This is a genomic window from Maricaulis sp. MIT060901, from assembly GCF_047123815.1.
GTDB lineage: Bacteria > Pseudomonadota > Alphaproteobacteria > Caulobacterales > Maricaulaceae > Maricaulis.
The window spans coordinates 1,995,235-2,010,953 of record NZ_CP138920.1 but is presented as its reverse complement, the minus strand read 5'-3'; the positions used below and the strand labels follow the sequence as shown (position 1 = coordinate 2,010,953).

At 60.9% G+C, this 15,719-nt stretch carries 13 protein-coding genes; 9 read left to right on the top strand and 4 right to left on the bottom strand.

Translation table 11 applies throughout. From position 1 onward, the window contains the following. The 3 genes from SIC17_RS09940 to SIC17_RS09930 all read right to left on the bottom strand — a co-directional run bounded on the left by SIC17_RS09940 (position 1) and on the right by SIC17_RS09930 (position 4,082). Entirely contained in the window at positions 1-1,830 is a 1,830-nt protein-coding gene (locus SIC17_RS09940) for a 2-oxoacid:acceptor oxidoreductase subunit alpha (RefSeq protein ID WP_412545249.1), read from the bottom strand. Beyond that, entirely contained in the window at positions 1,827-3,623 is a 1,797-nt protein-coding gene (locus SIC17_RS09935) for an FAD-dependent oxidoreductase (RefSeq protein WP_412545248.1), read from the bottom strand. Before SIC17_RS09935 ends, SIC17_RS09940 begins: the two co-directional genes overlap by 4 nt. A 174-nt stretch (positions 3,624-3,797) precedes the next feature. After that, entirely contained in the window at positions 3,798-4,082 is a 285-nt protein-coding gene (locus SIC17_RS09930; protein WP_412545247.1) for a hypothetical protein, read from the bottom strand. Positions 4,083-4,383: 301 nt separating this feature from the next. Between SIC17_RS09930 and SIC17_RS09925 the strand changes: the two genes are divergently transcribed. Next, positions 4,384-5,058, top strand: coding sequence for an outer membrane protein (locus SIC17_RS09925; protein ID WP_412545246.1), 675 nt, complete (start codon positions 4,384-4,386; stop codon positions 5,056-5,058). 45 nt (positions 5,059-5,103) lie between these two features. Here the strand turns inward: SIC17_RS09925 and gcvA are convergent, their stop codons facing one another. Next, a complete protein-coding gene (gcvA, locus tag SIC17_RS09920; RefSeq protein ID WP_412545245.1) occupies positions 5,104-6,036 on the bottom strand; it encodes a transcriptional regulator GcvA in 933 nt (310 codons plus the stop codon). Positions 6,037-6,150: 114 nt separating this feature from the next. Here gcvA and cysG point away from each other — a divergent pair, with 114 nt between their 5' ends. The 8 genes from cysG (at position 6,151) to SIC17_RS09880 (ending at position 15,704) form a co-directional block, all read left to right on the top strand. Continuing rightward, positions 6,151-7,539, top strand: a complete 1,389-nt coding sequence (gene cysG, locus SIC17_RS09915) for a siroheme synthase CysG (protein WP_412545244.1) — start codon at positions 6,151-6,153, stop codon at positions 7,537-7,539. After that, on the top strand, positions 7,536-7,811 hold the full coding sequence (locus SIC17_RS09910) for a DUF2849 domain-containing protein (protein WP_291891414.1): 276 nt from the start codon (positions 7,536-7,538) through the stop codon (positions 7,809-7,811). Before cysG ends, SIC17_RS09910 begins: the two co-directional genes overlap by 4 nt. After that, entirely contained in the window at positions 7,811-9,454 is a 1,644-nt protein-coding gene (locus SIC17_RS09905; RefSeq protein ID WP_412545243.1) for a nitrite/sulfite reductase, read from the top strand. Before SIC17_RS09910 ends, SIC17_RS09905 begins: the two co-directional genes overlap by 1 nt. After that, positions 9,435-10,550 carry a phosphoadenylyl-sulfate reductase gene (locus tag SIC17_RS09900; RefSeq protein ID WP_412545242.1) on the top strand — a complete coding sequence of 372 codons (1,116 nt, stop codon included), beginning with the start codon at positions 9,435-9,437 and terminating at the stop codon, positions 10,548-10,550. The genes SIC17_RS09905 and SIC17_RS09900 overlap by 20 nt, the downstream gene beginning before the upstream one ends. Before the next feature lie 19 nt (positions 10,551-10,569). Next, positions 10,570-11,592 carry a cysteine synthase A gene (locus SIC17_RS09895; RefSeq protein ID WP_291891411.1) on the top strand — a complete coding sequence of 341 codons (1,023 nt, stop codon included), beginning with the start codon at positions 10,570-10,572 and terminating at the stop codon, positions 11,590-11,592. A 27-nt stretch (positions 11,593-11,619) separates the two neighbouring features. Further along, entirely contained in the window at positions 11,620-12,453 is an 834-nt protein-coding gene (locus SIC17_RS09890) for a ferredoxin--NADP reductase (protein WP_412545241.1), read from the top strand. 282 nt (positions 12,454-12,735) lie between these two features. Continuing rightward, positions 12,736-15,303 carry a M14 family zinc carboxypeptidase gene (locus tag SIC17_RS09885; RefSeq protein ID WP_412545240.1) on the top strand — a complete coding sequence of 856 codons (2,568 nt, stop codon included), beginning with the start codon at positions 12,736-12,738 and terminating at the stop codon, positions 15,301-15,303. 71 nt (positions 15,304-15,374) lie between these two features. Further along, positions 15,375-15,704 (top strand): BLUF domain-containing protein, encoded by a 330-nt coding sequence (locus tag SIC17_RS09880; protein WP_412545239.1) that lies wholly within the window; start codon positions 15,375-15,377, stop codon positions 15,702-15,704. Positions 15,705-15,719: the final 15 nt, after the last annotated feature.

Below are 15,719 nucleotides of genomic sequence, written 5' to 3'. Positions count from 1 at the left end.
CTACGCCTCCTCCGTCTCGCAATGCGCCATGATGGCGTCGTAGATGAACTCCGGATTGGCGGGCATCCCGGCATAATCCAGGATCGGGACGAGCTTGGTCTTGTCGACCGAAGTTTCGTTGATCAGCAGGCTGCGCAACTGGGCGTCGCGGTTTTGCTCGACCACGAAGATCTCGTCATGCTCTGCCATGAAGGCTTCGATTTCCGAATTAAACGGGAATCCGCGCACTCGCAGGTAATTCAGCGGCAAGCCAGCTTCATTGAACCGGTCCAGCGCCTCTCGCACGGCTCCGTCACAACCACCGATCGAAATGATCGCCCGGCGAGTCGGCTTGCCCGCGTCGACAATCACTGGCCCGGGAACTGTGTCAGCGGCGCTTTCCCACTTGCGGGTCAGCCGGTCCAGCACTTCCTGGTACTCAACGCCATCCTCGGTGTATCCGCCTTTCCAGTTATGGCCGGAACCACGGGTGAAGTAAGCGCCCTTGGGATGCGTACCAGGCAAGGTTCGATAGGGCACCGCATCACCATCCCGATCTTCATAGCGATAGAATTTTTCCATCGCCTCAAGTTCCTTGGCACTCAGCACCTTGCCGCGATCGGGTACGTAGCTGTCATCCCATTCCAGCTCCTCAATCATCCAGTCATTCATACCGATATCCAGGTCGGTCATGAAGAAAACCGGTGCCTGGAAACGCTCAGCCAGGTCAAACGACTGGACCGACATCTCGAAACACTCACGCGGGTCGGCGGGATAGACACAGATATGCTTGGTATCTCCGTGGCTGGCATAGGCCGCCATGGTCAGATCGCACTGCTGGGTCCGCGTCGGCAGGCCCGTTGAGGGCCCTGCGCGCTGGACGTCAAACAACACCACCGGGATTTCAGCATAATAGGCAAAGCCGATGAACTCGCTCATCAGCGAAATTCCCGGGCCGGATGTCGGGGTGAAAGCGCGCGCGCCATTCCAGCCTGCACCTACAGCCATGCCGATCGAGGCCAGTTCGTCTTCGGCCTGGATAATGCAGAAATTCTTCTCTCCGGTTTCCTTGTCGACCCGGAACTTCTCACAGAAGGCCTTGTAGCCATCCATCAGCGAGGTCGACGGGGTAATCGGATACCAGGCACCGAATGTCGCCCCGGCATAAACCGCACCGAGACCGGCCGCTGTATTGCCATCGATCATGATGTGGCCAGCCGTCTTGTCCATCGGCTCAACCCGCAGATTCAGCGGCTCTGCATGTTTCTCGCGGATATAGTCCAGACCCAGCTGAATGGCCTTCATATTGGCTTCGATCAGATGCGCCTTGGTGCCGAACATCTCCTCGACCATGCTGCGGATGATCTCAACATCAATGCCCGTCAGCGCAGCGACTGCGCCAACATAGGCCATATTCTTCATCAGCACCCGGGTGCGGGCATTGTCGAACTCGGCATTGCACATGCGCGCCAGCGGAACCCCGATCGCGGTGATGTCCTCGCGGGCGTGCATCTCCGGACGCGGCCAGGTGTCGTCATACAAGATCACACCGCCCGGAGAGACCTCGGCGAGGTCCTGGGCATAGGTCTCCGCATTCATGGCGACCATGAATTCTGTCGTACCCGCACGGGACCGGTAACCATCCTTGGTCAAACGGATCTCGTACCAGGTCGGCAGGCCCTGGATGTTGGACGGGAAGAGATTCTTGCCGACCACCGGCACACCCATGCGGAAAATGGCCTTCATCAGCAGACCATTGGCCGAGGCAGAACCGGTTCCGTTCACATTGGCGATCTTGAGAACGAAATCATTGACCCGCACGTCGGGCTGGATCTTGGCAACAGCATTCATTCTGCAGCGACTCCCTCGGCTTCCTCGATGGCATGAGGAATGAAAATATCAGCGTCCTGCATGTCCCAGGCAGAGGTCGGACAACGTTCCGCACACAGGCCACAGTGCAAGCACAGGTCTTCGTCCTTCACCATGACCCGCCCCGTATCCCTGAGTGGCTCGGAGACATAGACGGCCTGTTCGGTATTGTTCGCCGGAACACGCAGCGTCTGGCGCAGATCCGCCTCTTCCGCGGCCGGGACGATCGACAGGCAATCCACCGGACAGATATCCAGACAGGCATCACACTCCTTGCAGAGCGGCGCCTCGAACACCGTCTGGACGTCACAGTTCAGACAACGCTGAACCTCGGTGATGATCTGCTCGTCGGTAAAGCCGACCTCGACTTCCTTGCGACGATCGGCCAGGCGCTGTTTGAGTTCCACAAGCGGCATCTCCCGGCGATCCGACGCGTCGAAGGCGTTGGAGTACATCCACTCGTTCACGCCCATCTTGGCAGAGTTGAGATTGAGCCCGCGTGGCATGCGTTCGGCGACACTTTCGCCCTGGCAGTGTTTATGGATCGAGATTGCAGCCTGGTGACCATGTTCGACGGCCCAGATGATGTTCTTGGGACCAAAGGCACTGTCACCACCAAAGAACACGCCCTTGACCGTGGACTCATGCGTGGTCTCGTCAACGACCGGTACGCCCCACTTGTCGAACTCGATGCCCGCATCCCGCTCGATCCAGGGGAAGGCGTTCTCCTGGCCGATGGCCAGAATGACATCGTCACAAGGGATGATCTTGCGACCGGCGACCTTGGTGTCAGTGATACGACCGCTTTCATCAAGCTGGTATTCCATCAGCTCGAACTCCATACCGGTCAGCTTGCCGTTCTCGACGACAAAACGCTTCGGGGAGTGATTGACGAGGATCTCGACATTCTCCTCCTCGGCATCCTCAAGCTCCCATGGCGAGGCCTTGAAGAATTCGCGCGGCTTGCGCGCCATGACCTTCACATCATCCGCGCCCAGACGCAGCGAGGTCCGGCAGCAATCCATCGCCGTATTGCCAACACCGATGATCAGAACTTTCTTGCCGATAGCCTTGGTGTGCTCGAAAGCGACGTTTTCCAGCCATTCGATACCAATATGGATATTGGCTTCCGCCTCATCGCGACCCTCGATCTTCAGGTCCTTGCCCTTGGGCGCACCGGAACCGATGAAGATGGCGTCATAACCCTCGTCCTTGAGCGCCTTGAGGCTCTCGACACGGTGGTTGAGCTTGATCTCGACACCCATCTTCTCGATATAGCCGATCTCCTCATCCAGCACTTCTTCCGGCAGACGGAAGGCGGGGATGTTGGAGATCATCAGACCACCCGGGCGGTGCATCGCCTCAAACACCGTGCACTCATAGCCGAGGGGAGCCAGATCATTGGCCACGGTCAGCGAGGCTGGGCCAGCGCCCACAAGCGCAATCTTCTTGCCATTGGTTCGCTCGGGCCTTTGCGGCACCAGGTGCGCAACCTCGTCGCGATGGTCCGCAGCCACACGCTTGAGGCGACAGATGGCGACCGGCTCTTCCTCGACACGACCGCGGCGACAGGCCGGCTCGCACGGGCGGTCGCAGACGCGGCCGAGAATGCCGGGAAAGACATTCGATCGACGATTGACCAGATAGGCTTCGGTGAATTTGCCCTGGGCGATCAGCCGGATGTATTCCGGCACCGGCGTATGCGCGGGGCAGGCCCACTGACAGTCCACGACTTTATGGAAATAGTCCGGATCCTTCACATCGGTCGGCTTCAAGATCCCCTCCCCGGCGCTGAGAACATCAGCCGGACGGCTGATTGCGTATCCATTCGAAGGGCATAGTCACAACCAGCCTTCCTTTCCGGTCAAGGAGATTTCGCCTGCAACACCTTGTTTGTTTGCGCTTGCGACGCGGTCTCAAGAAAACGCCGTCATGTGATCGTTAACAGCTCAATCGCGTCCCTGGCGCAGATGGAGACCACCTCCGATCAGCAACATGGCCAGCATCACAACACCCCCACCGGCGAGGATCATGTCGGACGCCTTGTTGAGGGTGTTTTCCCGACCGGCGAAGGAAAAGAGAAGGAAGCTCAGCGGAAAAGCCAGGTAACCAAACAGGATCATCCGGCCACCTCGATCACTCATCCGTCTTCGCAGTTTCATCGCAACAGCCAGGAAAAGCATGAAGCCGACGCCAGTCAGCAGGGTGAAAACGGGTTCGAGCAGCTGTTTCATGACAATCTCCTGAGTGAGCGATGACGTTAGCGCGAGCGCGGCCGATTTACCTTCCCCTGATCGGGGGAGCGCGTATTTTCCGGGCCTCCGGAGCGTTTTGGCATGCGCCATTTCCACGCCCCGCCGGAAGCAGGGCGTGAGCAATCCTCACATTCGCGAAAGCTCACAAGGAGTTGATGACGCTGCGCAAACCCGTGTCACCCCGTGAGCATTTTCTTCCGGTTAGCTGATTTGAATGTGATCGCTGACCGATCCCTTTTCTGCGCAGCGCACCAAGCGCCTACCGAAAAAGGGATCGAAAATGAAAAACCAAATCTCCACTGCCCTGCTTATCGCCATCGGCACGCTCGGCGTCTCCTCCACCAGTTTTGCCCAGGACGGCTTCTATGTCTCCGGCGGTCTCAACAACACAACTATCGAACAGGGTCTGACCCGCAATACCGGCAGCAATGGCCCAACCACCGGACCAGCCGACGGGCCCAGCCTCAGCTCCAGAGACCGCGATACCAGCGCTAGTGTCTTCCTGGGCCTGGGCTATCGATGGGAGCTGGAAAACGACTACTTCACCGCCATCGAGGTTTTTTATGCCGATGAAACGGCGGAAACGACGAACATCAACAATGTTCTCATTTCGAATGTCGAGCTGGACAGCTCCTATGGCATCGATTTCCGCGCCGGGCTGGACGTCACCGACCGGTTCGGCGTCTACGGCCTGATCGGTGCCACGAACTACCGTTTCGACAGCAACCTCGCCTACACTTTCGCCCCGCCAACCGATTTGGTTGAGCAGGACGAATGGGCCCTCGTTTACGGCGCCGGCGCCGAGATCGCGCTCACGAACCGCATTTCCGGCTTCGGCGAATACCGCATCAGCACGGATGTCGATTTCGACACTCCGCGCGACAAGGGCGGTATTGTCAGCGAGAATGAACTGGACTTCGCAGGCCTTCGCACAGGCATCCGCTACCGGTTCTAGGCCCGGAGCGGCCCGGCTCTGCACGGGCGGTCGGGCCGCTCAATTCTACAACTCGTCCAGCGAGTGTTCATGGTCATGCGCCTCGGCAATGAGCCAGTCGATGAAACGCTGTGCGTCGACGTCGAGCGGGCGATTGCGGGCGGTCACGATGTGATAGGCCGACCGAACCGGGACCGTGCCATCGGCAAACATGGCGACCAGCCGCCCGGCAGCCAGATCATTCTGGGCCAGGGCACGTTTGGCGAGGGCGACACCGCGGCCGGCAACAGCCGCATCGATGACCAGGGCTGACTGGTTGAAGCGGACGCCGCCCTCGACCCGCAGACCGCGAACACCGCGCGCCCGGAACCAGGACGGCCAGTCCGCGCCATCCACATCACTTTCCGGCGAGGCATCGTGCAACAGGGTCTGCTGCGCCAGATCCGCCGGTGAGCGGATGCTCGAACCATTTCCCAGCAATTGCGGTGAACAGACCGGCAGGACCTCCTCTTTCAGGAGACGCTGTTCATTCAACGTCGCATCGCCGCCGGGACCGTAGCGGATGCCCAGATCCGCTGCTCCGCCCGACAGGTCCGCACGCTCCCGATCGGCCGAAATCCAGACCTCGATATCGGGATAGATTTCCTGGAAGCGATAAAGCCTTGGTGCCAGCCATTTCCCGGCAAAGGACGGCGCTACAGAGACCGTCAGACTGCGGCGCTGGGACGGGCTGCGCATGGCTCTCACCGTGTCGGACAGTCGCGAAAAGGCATCGCTGGCCAGTTCCGCTCCGGCCTTGCCGGCCTCGGTCAGCACCATGACCCGCCCCTGCCGCTCAAACAGGGCCTGACCGATATGATCTTCCAGCAGACGGATCTGCTGGCTGATCGCACCCGGTGTCACGGCAAGTTCCTCTGCTGCCTTGGAGAAGCTCTGCAGGCGGGCAGCGACTTCGAAGGCGCGCAGGGCGTTGAGCGGAGGCAGGCGATCGATGGACATGGCTTTCATATAGTTTTTCTAAACTGAAAAGCCAATATTCCTCGTTTGAATTCACCATAAGCAATAGAAATATTGAACCGGTCGCGCCACGAAAGCGCAGGATCGGATTGAACAATGCGTACATTTCCAGCTTCCATTCCCTTGGAGGGAAAAACGGTCATCGTGTCGGGCTTCGGCCTGATGGCGGAGCCGAAAGTACGTCTATTCAAGGCTTCCCCATGCCGATTGAAGTGGTTCATCGGTGATGCCACTGATCCCGTACCCTCGGACATCGCCCAATACGCCGAGGTTATCCGCCGTGAGCCGACACGGAAGGATTTTCGTGGCGCGACATTAGTTTTCATTGCCGGTGGCGAGACGGACGCGATCGAGCGTCAGGCCGATGCGGCTCGCAAGGCTGGTTCCCAGGTCAATATCGTTGACAGTCCCGCCGCATCCGATTTCCAGACGCCTGCGATCGTGGATCGCGACGGCATCGTCATTTCCATCGCCTCGGGCGGAGCCGCGCCGGTTCTCTCGGTCGATTTGCGTGCCGCTATCGAGCAACTCATTCCCGCGCGTGTCGGCGTCATCGCCGATCTGGCGCGTGAACTGCGATCGACGGTCAAAACCGTCTTCGAACGGTTTGATGATCGTCGCGCCTATTGGGAACGCGCCCTGCGCGGCAAGGCCCGCGACTTGGCGCTGGCCGGTGACAAGTCCGGCGCGCGCCGCGAGATGTTGCGCCAGCTCAATGCCCCTGCGCCGGAGCGCGCGGGTATTGTCCACCTGGTCGGGGCTGGCCCGGGCAATCCGGAATTGCTGACGCTGAAAGCAGCACGCCTGCTGCGTGAAGCCGATGTGATCGTTCATGACCGGCTGGTCAGTGAAGAGGTACTGGATCTGGCCCGCCGCGATGCTGCGCGCATCGATGTCGGCAAGAAACAGGGTCACCACCCTGTGCCCCAGGAACGTATCGAGGACATTCTCATTCGCGAGGCCCGCAAGGGTCAGCGCGTTGTCCGCCTCAAGGGCGGCGACCCCTTTGTCTTTGGTCGTGGCGGTGAAGAGCTGGAAACCGTGCGCGCTGCCGGTATCGATGTCGAAGTGACGCCCGGCATTTCCGCCGCCGTTGCCTGTGCCGCCTCCGCCGGAATTCCGCTGACCCATCGCGATCACGCGCAAAGCGTGACCTTTGCCTCCGGTGTGGTCAAACAGGATGGCCCGGACGCGGATTACCGCATGCTCGCAGCCCCCAACACGACCGGTGTCTTTTACATGGGTGTTGGTGCCTCGGCCCGGATCGAGACAAAACTCTTGCTGGCCGGACGCGATCCGTCCACGCCCATCGCCATCGTCGAAAACGGCACCCATGCCAATGAGCGGCGCCTGACCGGAACGCTGGGTGAGCTCTCTGCCCTGGTCCAGCGTGAAGCGGTCTCCGGGCCGTCCATCATTTTTGTCGGCGAGACCGCCGCCTTTGCCAATCGCGCAGCTGTGCCTGCGCTGGAGTACTCCGCATGAAAATCATCACCGCAAACCGCCTGACCGATGGTCGCGTGATCTACCGCACCTCTGACGGTCAATGGACGCCCAGCCTGGCTGAGGCCCAGCCGCTGGACAATGACGAAGCCGACAATGCCCTCGCCATCGCAGAGGGCGAGTTTGGCATCGCCGTCGGCCCCTATCTGATCGATTACACCGAGGGCGAACCCGGCGGCCAGAAATGGCGCCGCGAAGGCATTCGCCTCGCCGGCCCGACAGCAGGTACGACCCGCACCCTGGGGGCGGCCTGATGTATCGCTATGACGATTTTGATGCCCGGCTTGTCCGCGAACGCATCGCCGAATTCCGCGACCAGGTCGAGCGCCGCATTGATGGCCGCCTGACCGAGGACCAGTTCAAGCCGCTGCGCCTGATGAATGGTGTCTATCTGCAGCTGCACGCCTACATGCTGCGTGTGGCCATTCCCTACGGTGCCCTGCGTGCCGAACAGATGCGCATGCTGGCGACGATCTCGGGAAAATACGATCGCGGCTACGGACATTTCACCACGCGCCAGAACATCCAGTACAACTGGCCGTCCCTGGTCGATATCCCGGACATTCTCGAGGAGCTGGCCTCGGTCGAGATGCACGCGATCCAGACTTCAGGCAATTGCATCCGCAATGTCACCGCGGACCCGTTTGCCGGTGCGGCCGCAGACGAGCTGGAAGACAGCCGCCCCTGGGCAGAGATCATTCGCCAGTGGTCGACCCTGCACCCGGAATTCACCTTCCTGCCGCGAAAATTCAAGATCGCCATCAATGGCGCTGCCGAGGACCGTGCAGGCATTCGTGTGCACGATATCGGCCTGCAGATCGTTGAGAACGAGGCCGGCGCACGCGGGTTTGAAGTCTGGGTGGGCGGCGGTCAGGGCCGTACGCCACGCCTGGCCCGCCTGGTCAAGGATTTCGTCGAGCCGCGTGACCTGCTGAGCTATCTGACTGCCATCCTGCGCGTCTACAACCAGCACGGCCGTCGCGACAATCTCTACAAGGCCCGCATCAAGATCCTGGTCGATGCGCTGGGTGTCGAGGCGTTCGCTGCCGAGGTGGATGAGGAATGGTCCTATATCCGCGACGGCGAGCTGCGCCTGCCCGAGAGCGAGATCCTGCGCATTCGCAGTTTCTTCTCCACGCCGTCGATCACGGAAGTCTCGCCGGTGCCCGAAGCCGGCCCCGCCGCTTTCCGCCACTGGTTGAAGCACAATCGCCGCGACCACCAGACAGCCGGCTTGTCCAGCGTCGTCATCTCACTGAAGCCGATCGGTGGCACGCCGGGCGATGCCACGACCGGACAGATGCAGGTCGTTGCTGACCTGACGGAACGTTACGGCTTTGACGAAGTGCGCGTGACCCCGGACCAGAACCTGGTCCTGCCGCATGTGCGCAATGAAGACCTGTTCGCGGTGTGGACGGCCCTGGTTGATGCCAAGCTGGCAACTGCGAATGCCGGTCTGGCGACGGATATCGTGGCGTGCCCGGGCCTGGACTACTGCAATCTCGCCAATGCGCGCTCCATCCCGGTCTCCCAGGCCATTTCCAACACGCTGGAGGCCGAAGGCCTGTCCGAGGCCGCGGGCGAGGTGACGATCAAGATTTCCGGCTGCATCAATGCCTGTGGCCACCACCATGTTGCGGCGATTGGTGTTCTCGGCGTCGATAAACGTGGCGAGGAATTCTACCAGATCACCCTGGGCGGTGCCTTTGGCGCCGATGCCTCGATCGGCGAGATCGTCGGCAAGGGCCTGGCCGCGGAAGACGTGCCAGGCGCTATCGCCCGCATCCTCAAATCCTATCTCGCCCAACGCCGGGGCGATGAATGTTTCATCGACACGCTGCGCCGCCTGGGGAGCGACGCTTTCAAGGAGGCTATCTATGCTGACCTCGCAGCTTGATCACCAGACCCGCACCCTCACCGACGCCCAGCTGGCGGCCGGAGGCGGCGATATCGTCACCCTGAATGGCGCGGACCACTGGCGCGACGTCAAGGACCGCGTCGAAGGCGCGATCCAGGTCGACATTGAATTCGACAGCTTCAAGGACGGTCGAGGCTTCACCCTGGCCAGCCAGCTGCGCCAGCGCCTGGGCTTTGCGGGTCGCCTGCGGGCGACAGGCGATATCATCCCGGACCAGGCCGGTTTCCTGAAGCGTGTGGGTTTTGATGCCATCGCCCCCGATCGCGGCGATCTGGCGGCGGACTGGGCAAAGGCGGAAGCGCAATTCTCTCTGGCCTATCAACCGGCCAATGACCAGTCCGCGACCATCATTGATCTGCGCGAGCGCTCGGGCGCTGACCTGACCCAGCTGAACGCCAAATATCGTGAGCAGGACGCGTTGGAAGTTCTGCGAGACGCCATCGAGAACACCTGGAAGGGCCGCATTGCGATCATGTCCTCCTTTGGCGCCGAAGCCGCGATCGGCTTGCATCTGGTATCGCGTGTGGCACCGGACACCCCGGTTCTTTTCCTGGATACCGGCCGCCTGTTTGCTCAGACCGAGCAGTATCAGCGCGAGCTTAGCGAGAAACTCGGCCTGACCAATGTGCGTGTCATCCGCCCCAGCGAAACCGAGATTTCTGCCGAGGATGCAGATGGCAAGCTGTGGAGCCGCAATGCCGATGCCTGCTGTGATCTGCGCAAGGTCCGGCCGCTTGATGGCGTGCTGAACGAGTATGATGCGCTGATCACCGGTCGCAAACGTTTCCATGGCGGCGACCGGCTGAGCCTGCCCCTGGTGGAACGCATCAATGGCCGTATTCGCGTCAATCCGCTGTCCAACTGGTCAGCCGAAGAGATCGATGCGTATTTTGAACGCTACGATTTGCCGCGACACCCGCTGACGGAAATGGGGTATGCCTCCATTGGCTGCTGGACCTGTACCGCACCGGCAACCGACGGCGATGTCCGCTCCGGCCGCTGGTCCGGCCAGGACAAGTCAGAATGTGGCATTCACCGCCCGAGCCCGCTAGAAGCTCCGGTAGCAGCAGAATAAAGACGAAAGGGCACGCCTCGTGTCTTCACAACATGTTCTGGACCTGATCGGCAATACGCCGCTGATCAGGCTCGACGGGCCGTCGGAAGCGACCGGCTGCGAAATTCTCGGCAAGGCCGAATTCCTCAATCCGGGCGGCTCGGTCAAGGACCGCGCCGCGCTCAATATCGTGCGTGAAGCCGAGGCCGCAGGCACGCTGCGCCCGGGCGGATCCATCGTGGAGGGCACAGCTGGCAATACCGGCATCGGCCTCGCCCTGGTGGGCGGCGCGCTGGGTTATGACGTCACCATCGTCATGCCGCGCACCCAGTCGGAAGAGAAAAAGAATACGGTCCGCTCCTTTGGTGCCCGCCTCATCGAGGTCGATGCCGCGCCGTTCTCAAGCCCGAACCATTTTGTACACTTCTCAAAACGTCTGGCTGAAGAGCTCAATGAGAGCAATCCGGCCGGGGCGATCTGGGCCAACCAGTTTGACAACCTCGCCAATCGCCGGGCCCACGAGAAAACCACCGCCCCGGAAATCTGGGAACAGACCCATGGCCAGGTTGATGGCTTCATCTGTGCGGCAGGCACCGGCGGCACGATCTCCGGTGTTGCCGCAGGTCTGCGCGCTTTCAGCAAGGACGTGAAAATAGGTGTCGCCGATCCGGCGGGCGCTGCGCTCTATAGCTATTACACGACCGGCGAGCTGAAGGGCGAAGGCTCATCCATCACCGAAGGCATCGGTGTGGGCCGTATCACCGGTAATCTTGAAGGGCTTGAGGTCGACAATATCTACCGCATCGAAGACGCGGAAATGCTGCCCATCCTCTATGATCTCATCAAACAGGAAGGCCTTTCACTGGGCGGGTCTGCCGGTGTGAACATCGCTGGCGCGATGCGCCTGGCGCGCGATCTTGGCCCCGGCAAAACCATCGTCACCATGCTGTGTGATGCCGGTGCGCGTTATGCCGGTAAACTGTTCAATCCTGAATTCCTTATGAGCCGGGGCTTGCCCGTTCCCTCGTGGACGATTACCGAAGCGCCCGGGGAAGACGCCTAGGCGCCTCACCGACAGACGAGTTACGAAATGAATGTCATGACCACTGAGCCTGCGCGCGAAAAAAACAAGATCTCGGCCAAGCCGGGCCCGTATACGATCGAGACCGTTCTCTCGGTCAAACACTATACGGATCGCCTCTTTCATTTCCGCATCACCCGCCCGGCGGCCTTCCGCTTTCGGTCTGGCGAATTCATCATGATCGGCCTGCCGAAAGAAGACGGCAAACCCCTGCTGCGCGCCTATTCGGTCGCCAGCCCGTTCTGGGATGAAGCGCTCGATTTCTATTCGATCAAGGTTCCCGATGGTCCGCTGACCTCCCGCCTCCAGCACATCCAGGAAGGCGATGAAATCCTGCTCGGCAAGAAGCCCGTCGGCACGCTGGTGCTCGACGCTCTGAAACCGGGCAAGCGTCTCTACATGGTGTCGACCGGCACGGGCATCGCGCCCTTCGCCAGCCTGATCCGCGACCCGGAGACCTATGAGAAATTCGACGAGGTCATCCTCACCCACACCTGCCGCGAGCTGGCGGAACTCAAATACGGCGAAGAGCTGGTCGCCGCGACCAAGGAAGACGAGCTGATCGGCGAGATGGCGCGCGAGAAACTCGTGCACTTCACGTCTGTCACCCGCGATGACGGCCCGGTGAAGGGTCGCGTCACCGACATGATCAATTCCGGCGAGCTGTTCGACCATCTCGGCGTTCCGGCCTTCGACCCGGCGGTAGATCGGGTGATGATCTGCGGATCCGAGGGCTTGCTCAAGGACACCCGCCAGATCTGTCTGGACCGGGGTTTTGTCGAAGGCTCCAACGCCGCACCTGCAGATTTCGTGGTCGAGAAGGCGTTCGTGGCAACGGACTGATGTGATCGTCACGGGTGTCCTTCAAGTCGGCCCTTTCGGGCCGCACCCTATCCGCCCGCTTCGCGGGCACCTTTCCCATCGAGGGAAAGGATAGAACTCCAACAGCGATACAGCCATCCTCGCCCTTGATGGGCGAGGAGGACCATTGCGCAGCAATGGTGGAGTGGGTGCGCGCCGAAGGCGCAGCTAGAAACCCCGCCCGAACATAACTTAATCGTGCACCCCATTGGACCAAGTACCGAGCAGCGCTAGCTTTCCCCCAAACAGATTCGAGGGGACCTCATGCGCTTGCTCTTTGCGATACTGGCGATTTCACTCGCCTTTGCCGGCCGTGCCGCGGCTGAGCCGGTCAGCTTCTACCAGGTTGAAGGTGTCGAATACGATAGCGCCATCACAACACCCGAGGAAGTCCTCGGCTTTGGCGTGGGCGAACATCCGATCCGCCATGACCTGATGGTGCGCTATCTCACCGAGATCGCCGGACAGTCCGACCGCATCCATGTCGAAACCATTGGCTATTCGCACGAGCGGCGTCCGATCCAGTTCTTCGTCGTCACCTCGCCGGAGAACCATGCGCGTCGCGAGGAAATCCGCGAAGCGCACCTGGCCCAGCTTGACCCGTCATCCCCTGCGGGTGATGGCCCCTCGGTCATCTGGATGAATTACGGCGTGCACGGTGCCGAGTCCGCCGGCATGGATGCAGCCATTCCGGTGCTTTATCACTATGCCGCTGCGCAAGGTGAAGAGATCGAGCAGACCCTCAATGACGCTGTCATCCTGATCACGGCCATTTTCAACCCGGACGGCCATGCCCGCCGTGTGAACCATGTCGAGACCTATGGGGCGACGACACGCGTCACCAATCCGGAACACGAACAGCACAATCTGTGGACCGAGGCGAGGACCAATCACTACTGGTTCGACCTCAACCGCCAGTGGCTGCTGCAAACCCAGCCGGAAAGTATCGCCTGGATGGAGCAGTGGCATCGCTGGAAGCCGCAGGTCTCCGCCGATTTCCACGAGATGGGCACGGAAAGCACATTCTATTTCCACCCGGGTGAGCCGCTGCGCCGCAATCCGCTGATCCCGGAACGGGCACGTGAACTGACCCAGGGCATCGCCACCCATCACATCGATTTCCTGGACGGTGAAGGCCGTCTCTATACGACCGAGGAAGGTTTCGACAATTTTTATGTCGGCAAGGGTTCCACCTACCCGCAGGTGAATGGTTCGCTGGGCATCCTGTTCGAAATCGGTGCCGCGCGCGGCGGCCTCATCGAGGCGGATCGCGGCATTGTCAGCCATGCCGACAATGTGCGGACGCATTTCCGCACCTCGCTGACCACCGTGTCCGGCGCCCTGGCCCAGAGCGATGATATTGCCGCCTATCAGCGCCAGTTCTTCGCCGACAGCCTGGCCGCAGCCCAGGATAGCCGTATCCGCGGTTATGTCTTCTCGGCAGAAGGTGACCCGGCCCGTCTCAACATGTTTGTCGACCTTATGAATCGCCACGATATAGACGTCTATGAAGCTGGTCGCGAGATCGTCGCCGACGGCCGATCCTATCGGCCGGGCGAGGCGTATGTGATCCCGGTCGAACAGGTACAGTACACCATGCTGCGCTCGGTCTTCGACCAGCCGACCGAGTTCGCGGAGAACATCTTCTACGACGTCTCCGGCTGGACCCTTCCGCTGGCCTTCGATCTGGAATTCGCACCGCTGAACACGCTCAACCCGGCCATGCTGGGCGAACCGGTGATGGCAGGTCCGCTGGCCCGTCCGGCACCGCCGGTCTCCAGCTATGGCTATATCCTGCGCTGGTCGGACTATTACGCGCCACGGTCCCTCTATCGCTTGCTGGACGAAGACATCCGCGTCCGTATCGCCACCCAGGGCACCACGATCAACACGCATGCAGGCCTGGTCGAGTTCGGTCCGGGCACTGTCTTTGTGCCCTTCATGGGCCAGGATGCCAGCCGCGAGGATATCCACGCCCTGGTCAGCACGATTGCCGAAGAAGACGGTGTCGCCGTCTATTCCGCTGTTTCCGGTTCCACCCCGGACAACACGCCGGATCTGGGCGATGGCTCGGGTTTCCGCTCCGTGGACCGGCCGGAAGTTCTGGTGCTCTTCGGCGATGGCCTGGCGCGTTACGACACTGGCGAGGTCTGGCACCAGCTTGATCACCGCATGCACATGCCTGTCACCCTGCGCCGCAAGAGTGATCTGGGCGGGATCGACTGGTCACGCTACACCCACTTGGTCATCGTTGGCGGCAATGCGGATCTGGGCGGCGCCAAGGAACGTGTCGAGCAATGGGTCCGCGAGGAAGGCGGCACGATCATCGCCATGCGCGCCTCCGCCCGCCGCGTCCAGCGTGACTTCCTGCTCGGCGACAACGCCCGCTCCGGCAGCGCCTCCGACCGGGACGGACCGGTAGAACGCCGTGACTATTCCCGCATGTCCACGGATGATGCGGAACATGTCATCGGCGGTGCCATTTTCGAGGGCGATCTCGACACCTCCCACCCGCTGGGCTTTGGCTATTCGGACCGCCTGATTCCCTTGCACCGCAACACCACGCTGACCCTCACCCGTCCCGAACGGGATCCGTTTGCGGTCGTGGTGGAATATGCCGAAAATCCACTGCTGGCCGGTTATGCGTCCCAGCGGCGCCAGAACGAGATCGGCGGTACGCCGGCCGTCATCGCCCAACGCATGGGGCGCGGCAGCATCATCCTGTTCGCGGACAATCCGACTTTCCGAGCGACATTCCGCGGCACGGAACGCATGTTCATGAATTCGGTCTTCTATTCCGGACTCATAAACCGGTCATTCGGCGATTATTGACTGCCGCGGCGAGCGCCACGACATGGTGGAAGAGGCGGAGCCCGGCTTAGTCGACAAGTTTGGAGGATTTAATGGCGGTACACCGCTTGGTATACGTATCCACGATAGCGCCTGGTCTCGACCAGCCGAGCCTGGACGCTATTCTCGACGCGGCACGCCGTAATAATGCCGAGATGGGTATTACGGGCTTCCTGCTCTCGCTGGACGGTCATTTCATGCAATTGCTGGAGGGGCCAAAGGCGGCCGTGGAGTCCACCTATCAAGCGATTTGTGCGGATTCTCGCCACTCCAACCCGGTTGTCGTGCTGCAGACAGACGGCGAAACGCGCTGTTTCCCCGACTGGCGTATGGGGTGCCATGTCGCTCGGCAGGTTCGCCCGCAAGCAGACATGAAGCAATAGACATCAACTGGCGTC

Bases quoted from the DNA above. Each gene is read 5' to 3' on its own strand.
- SIC17_RS09940 (WP_412545249.1), bottom strand. From the start codon at position 1,830: ATGAATGCTGTTGCCAAGATCCAGCCCGACGTGCGGGTCAATGATTTC.
- SIC17_RS09930 (WP_412545247.1), bottom strand. From the start codon at position 4,082: ATGAAACAGCTGCTCGAACCCGTTTTCACCCTGCTGACTGGCGTCGGC.
- SIC17_RS09900 (WP_412545242.1), top strand. From the start codon at position 9,435: ATGCTGACCTCGCAGCTTGATCACCAGACCCGCACCCTCACCGACGCC.
- cysG (WP_412545244.1), top strand. From the start codon at position 6,151: ATGCGTACATTTCCAGCTTCCATTCCCTTGGAGGGAAAAACGGTCATC.
- SIC17_RS09910 (WP_291891414.1), top strand. From the start codon at position 7,536: ATGAAAATCATCACCGCAAACCGCCTGACCGATGGTCGCGTGATCTAC.
- gcvA (WP_412545245.1), bottom strand. From the start codon at position 6,036: ATGTCCATCGATCGCCTGCCTCCGCTCAACGCCCTGCGCGCCTTCGAA.
- SIC17_RS09890 (WP_412545241.1), top strand. From the start codon at position 11,620: ATGAATGTCATGACCACTGAGCCTGCGCGCGAAAAAAACAAGATCTCG.
- SIC17_RS09880 (WP_412545239.1), top strand. From the start codon at position 15,375: ATGGCGGTACACCGCTTGGTATACGTATCCACGATAGCGCCTGGTCTC.
- SIC17_RS09925 (WP_412545246.1), top strand. From the start codon at position 4,384: ATGAAAAACCAAATCTCCACTGCCCTGCTTATCGCCATCGGCACGCTC.
- SIC17_RS09905 (WP_412545243.1), top strand. From the start codon at position 7,811: ATGTATCGCTATGACGATTTTGATGCCCGGCTTGTCCGCGAACGCATC.
- SIC17_RS09885 (WP_412545240.1), top strand. From the start codon at position 12,736: ATGCGCTTGCTCTTTGCGATACTGGCGATTTCACTCGCCTTTGCCGGC.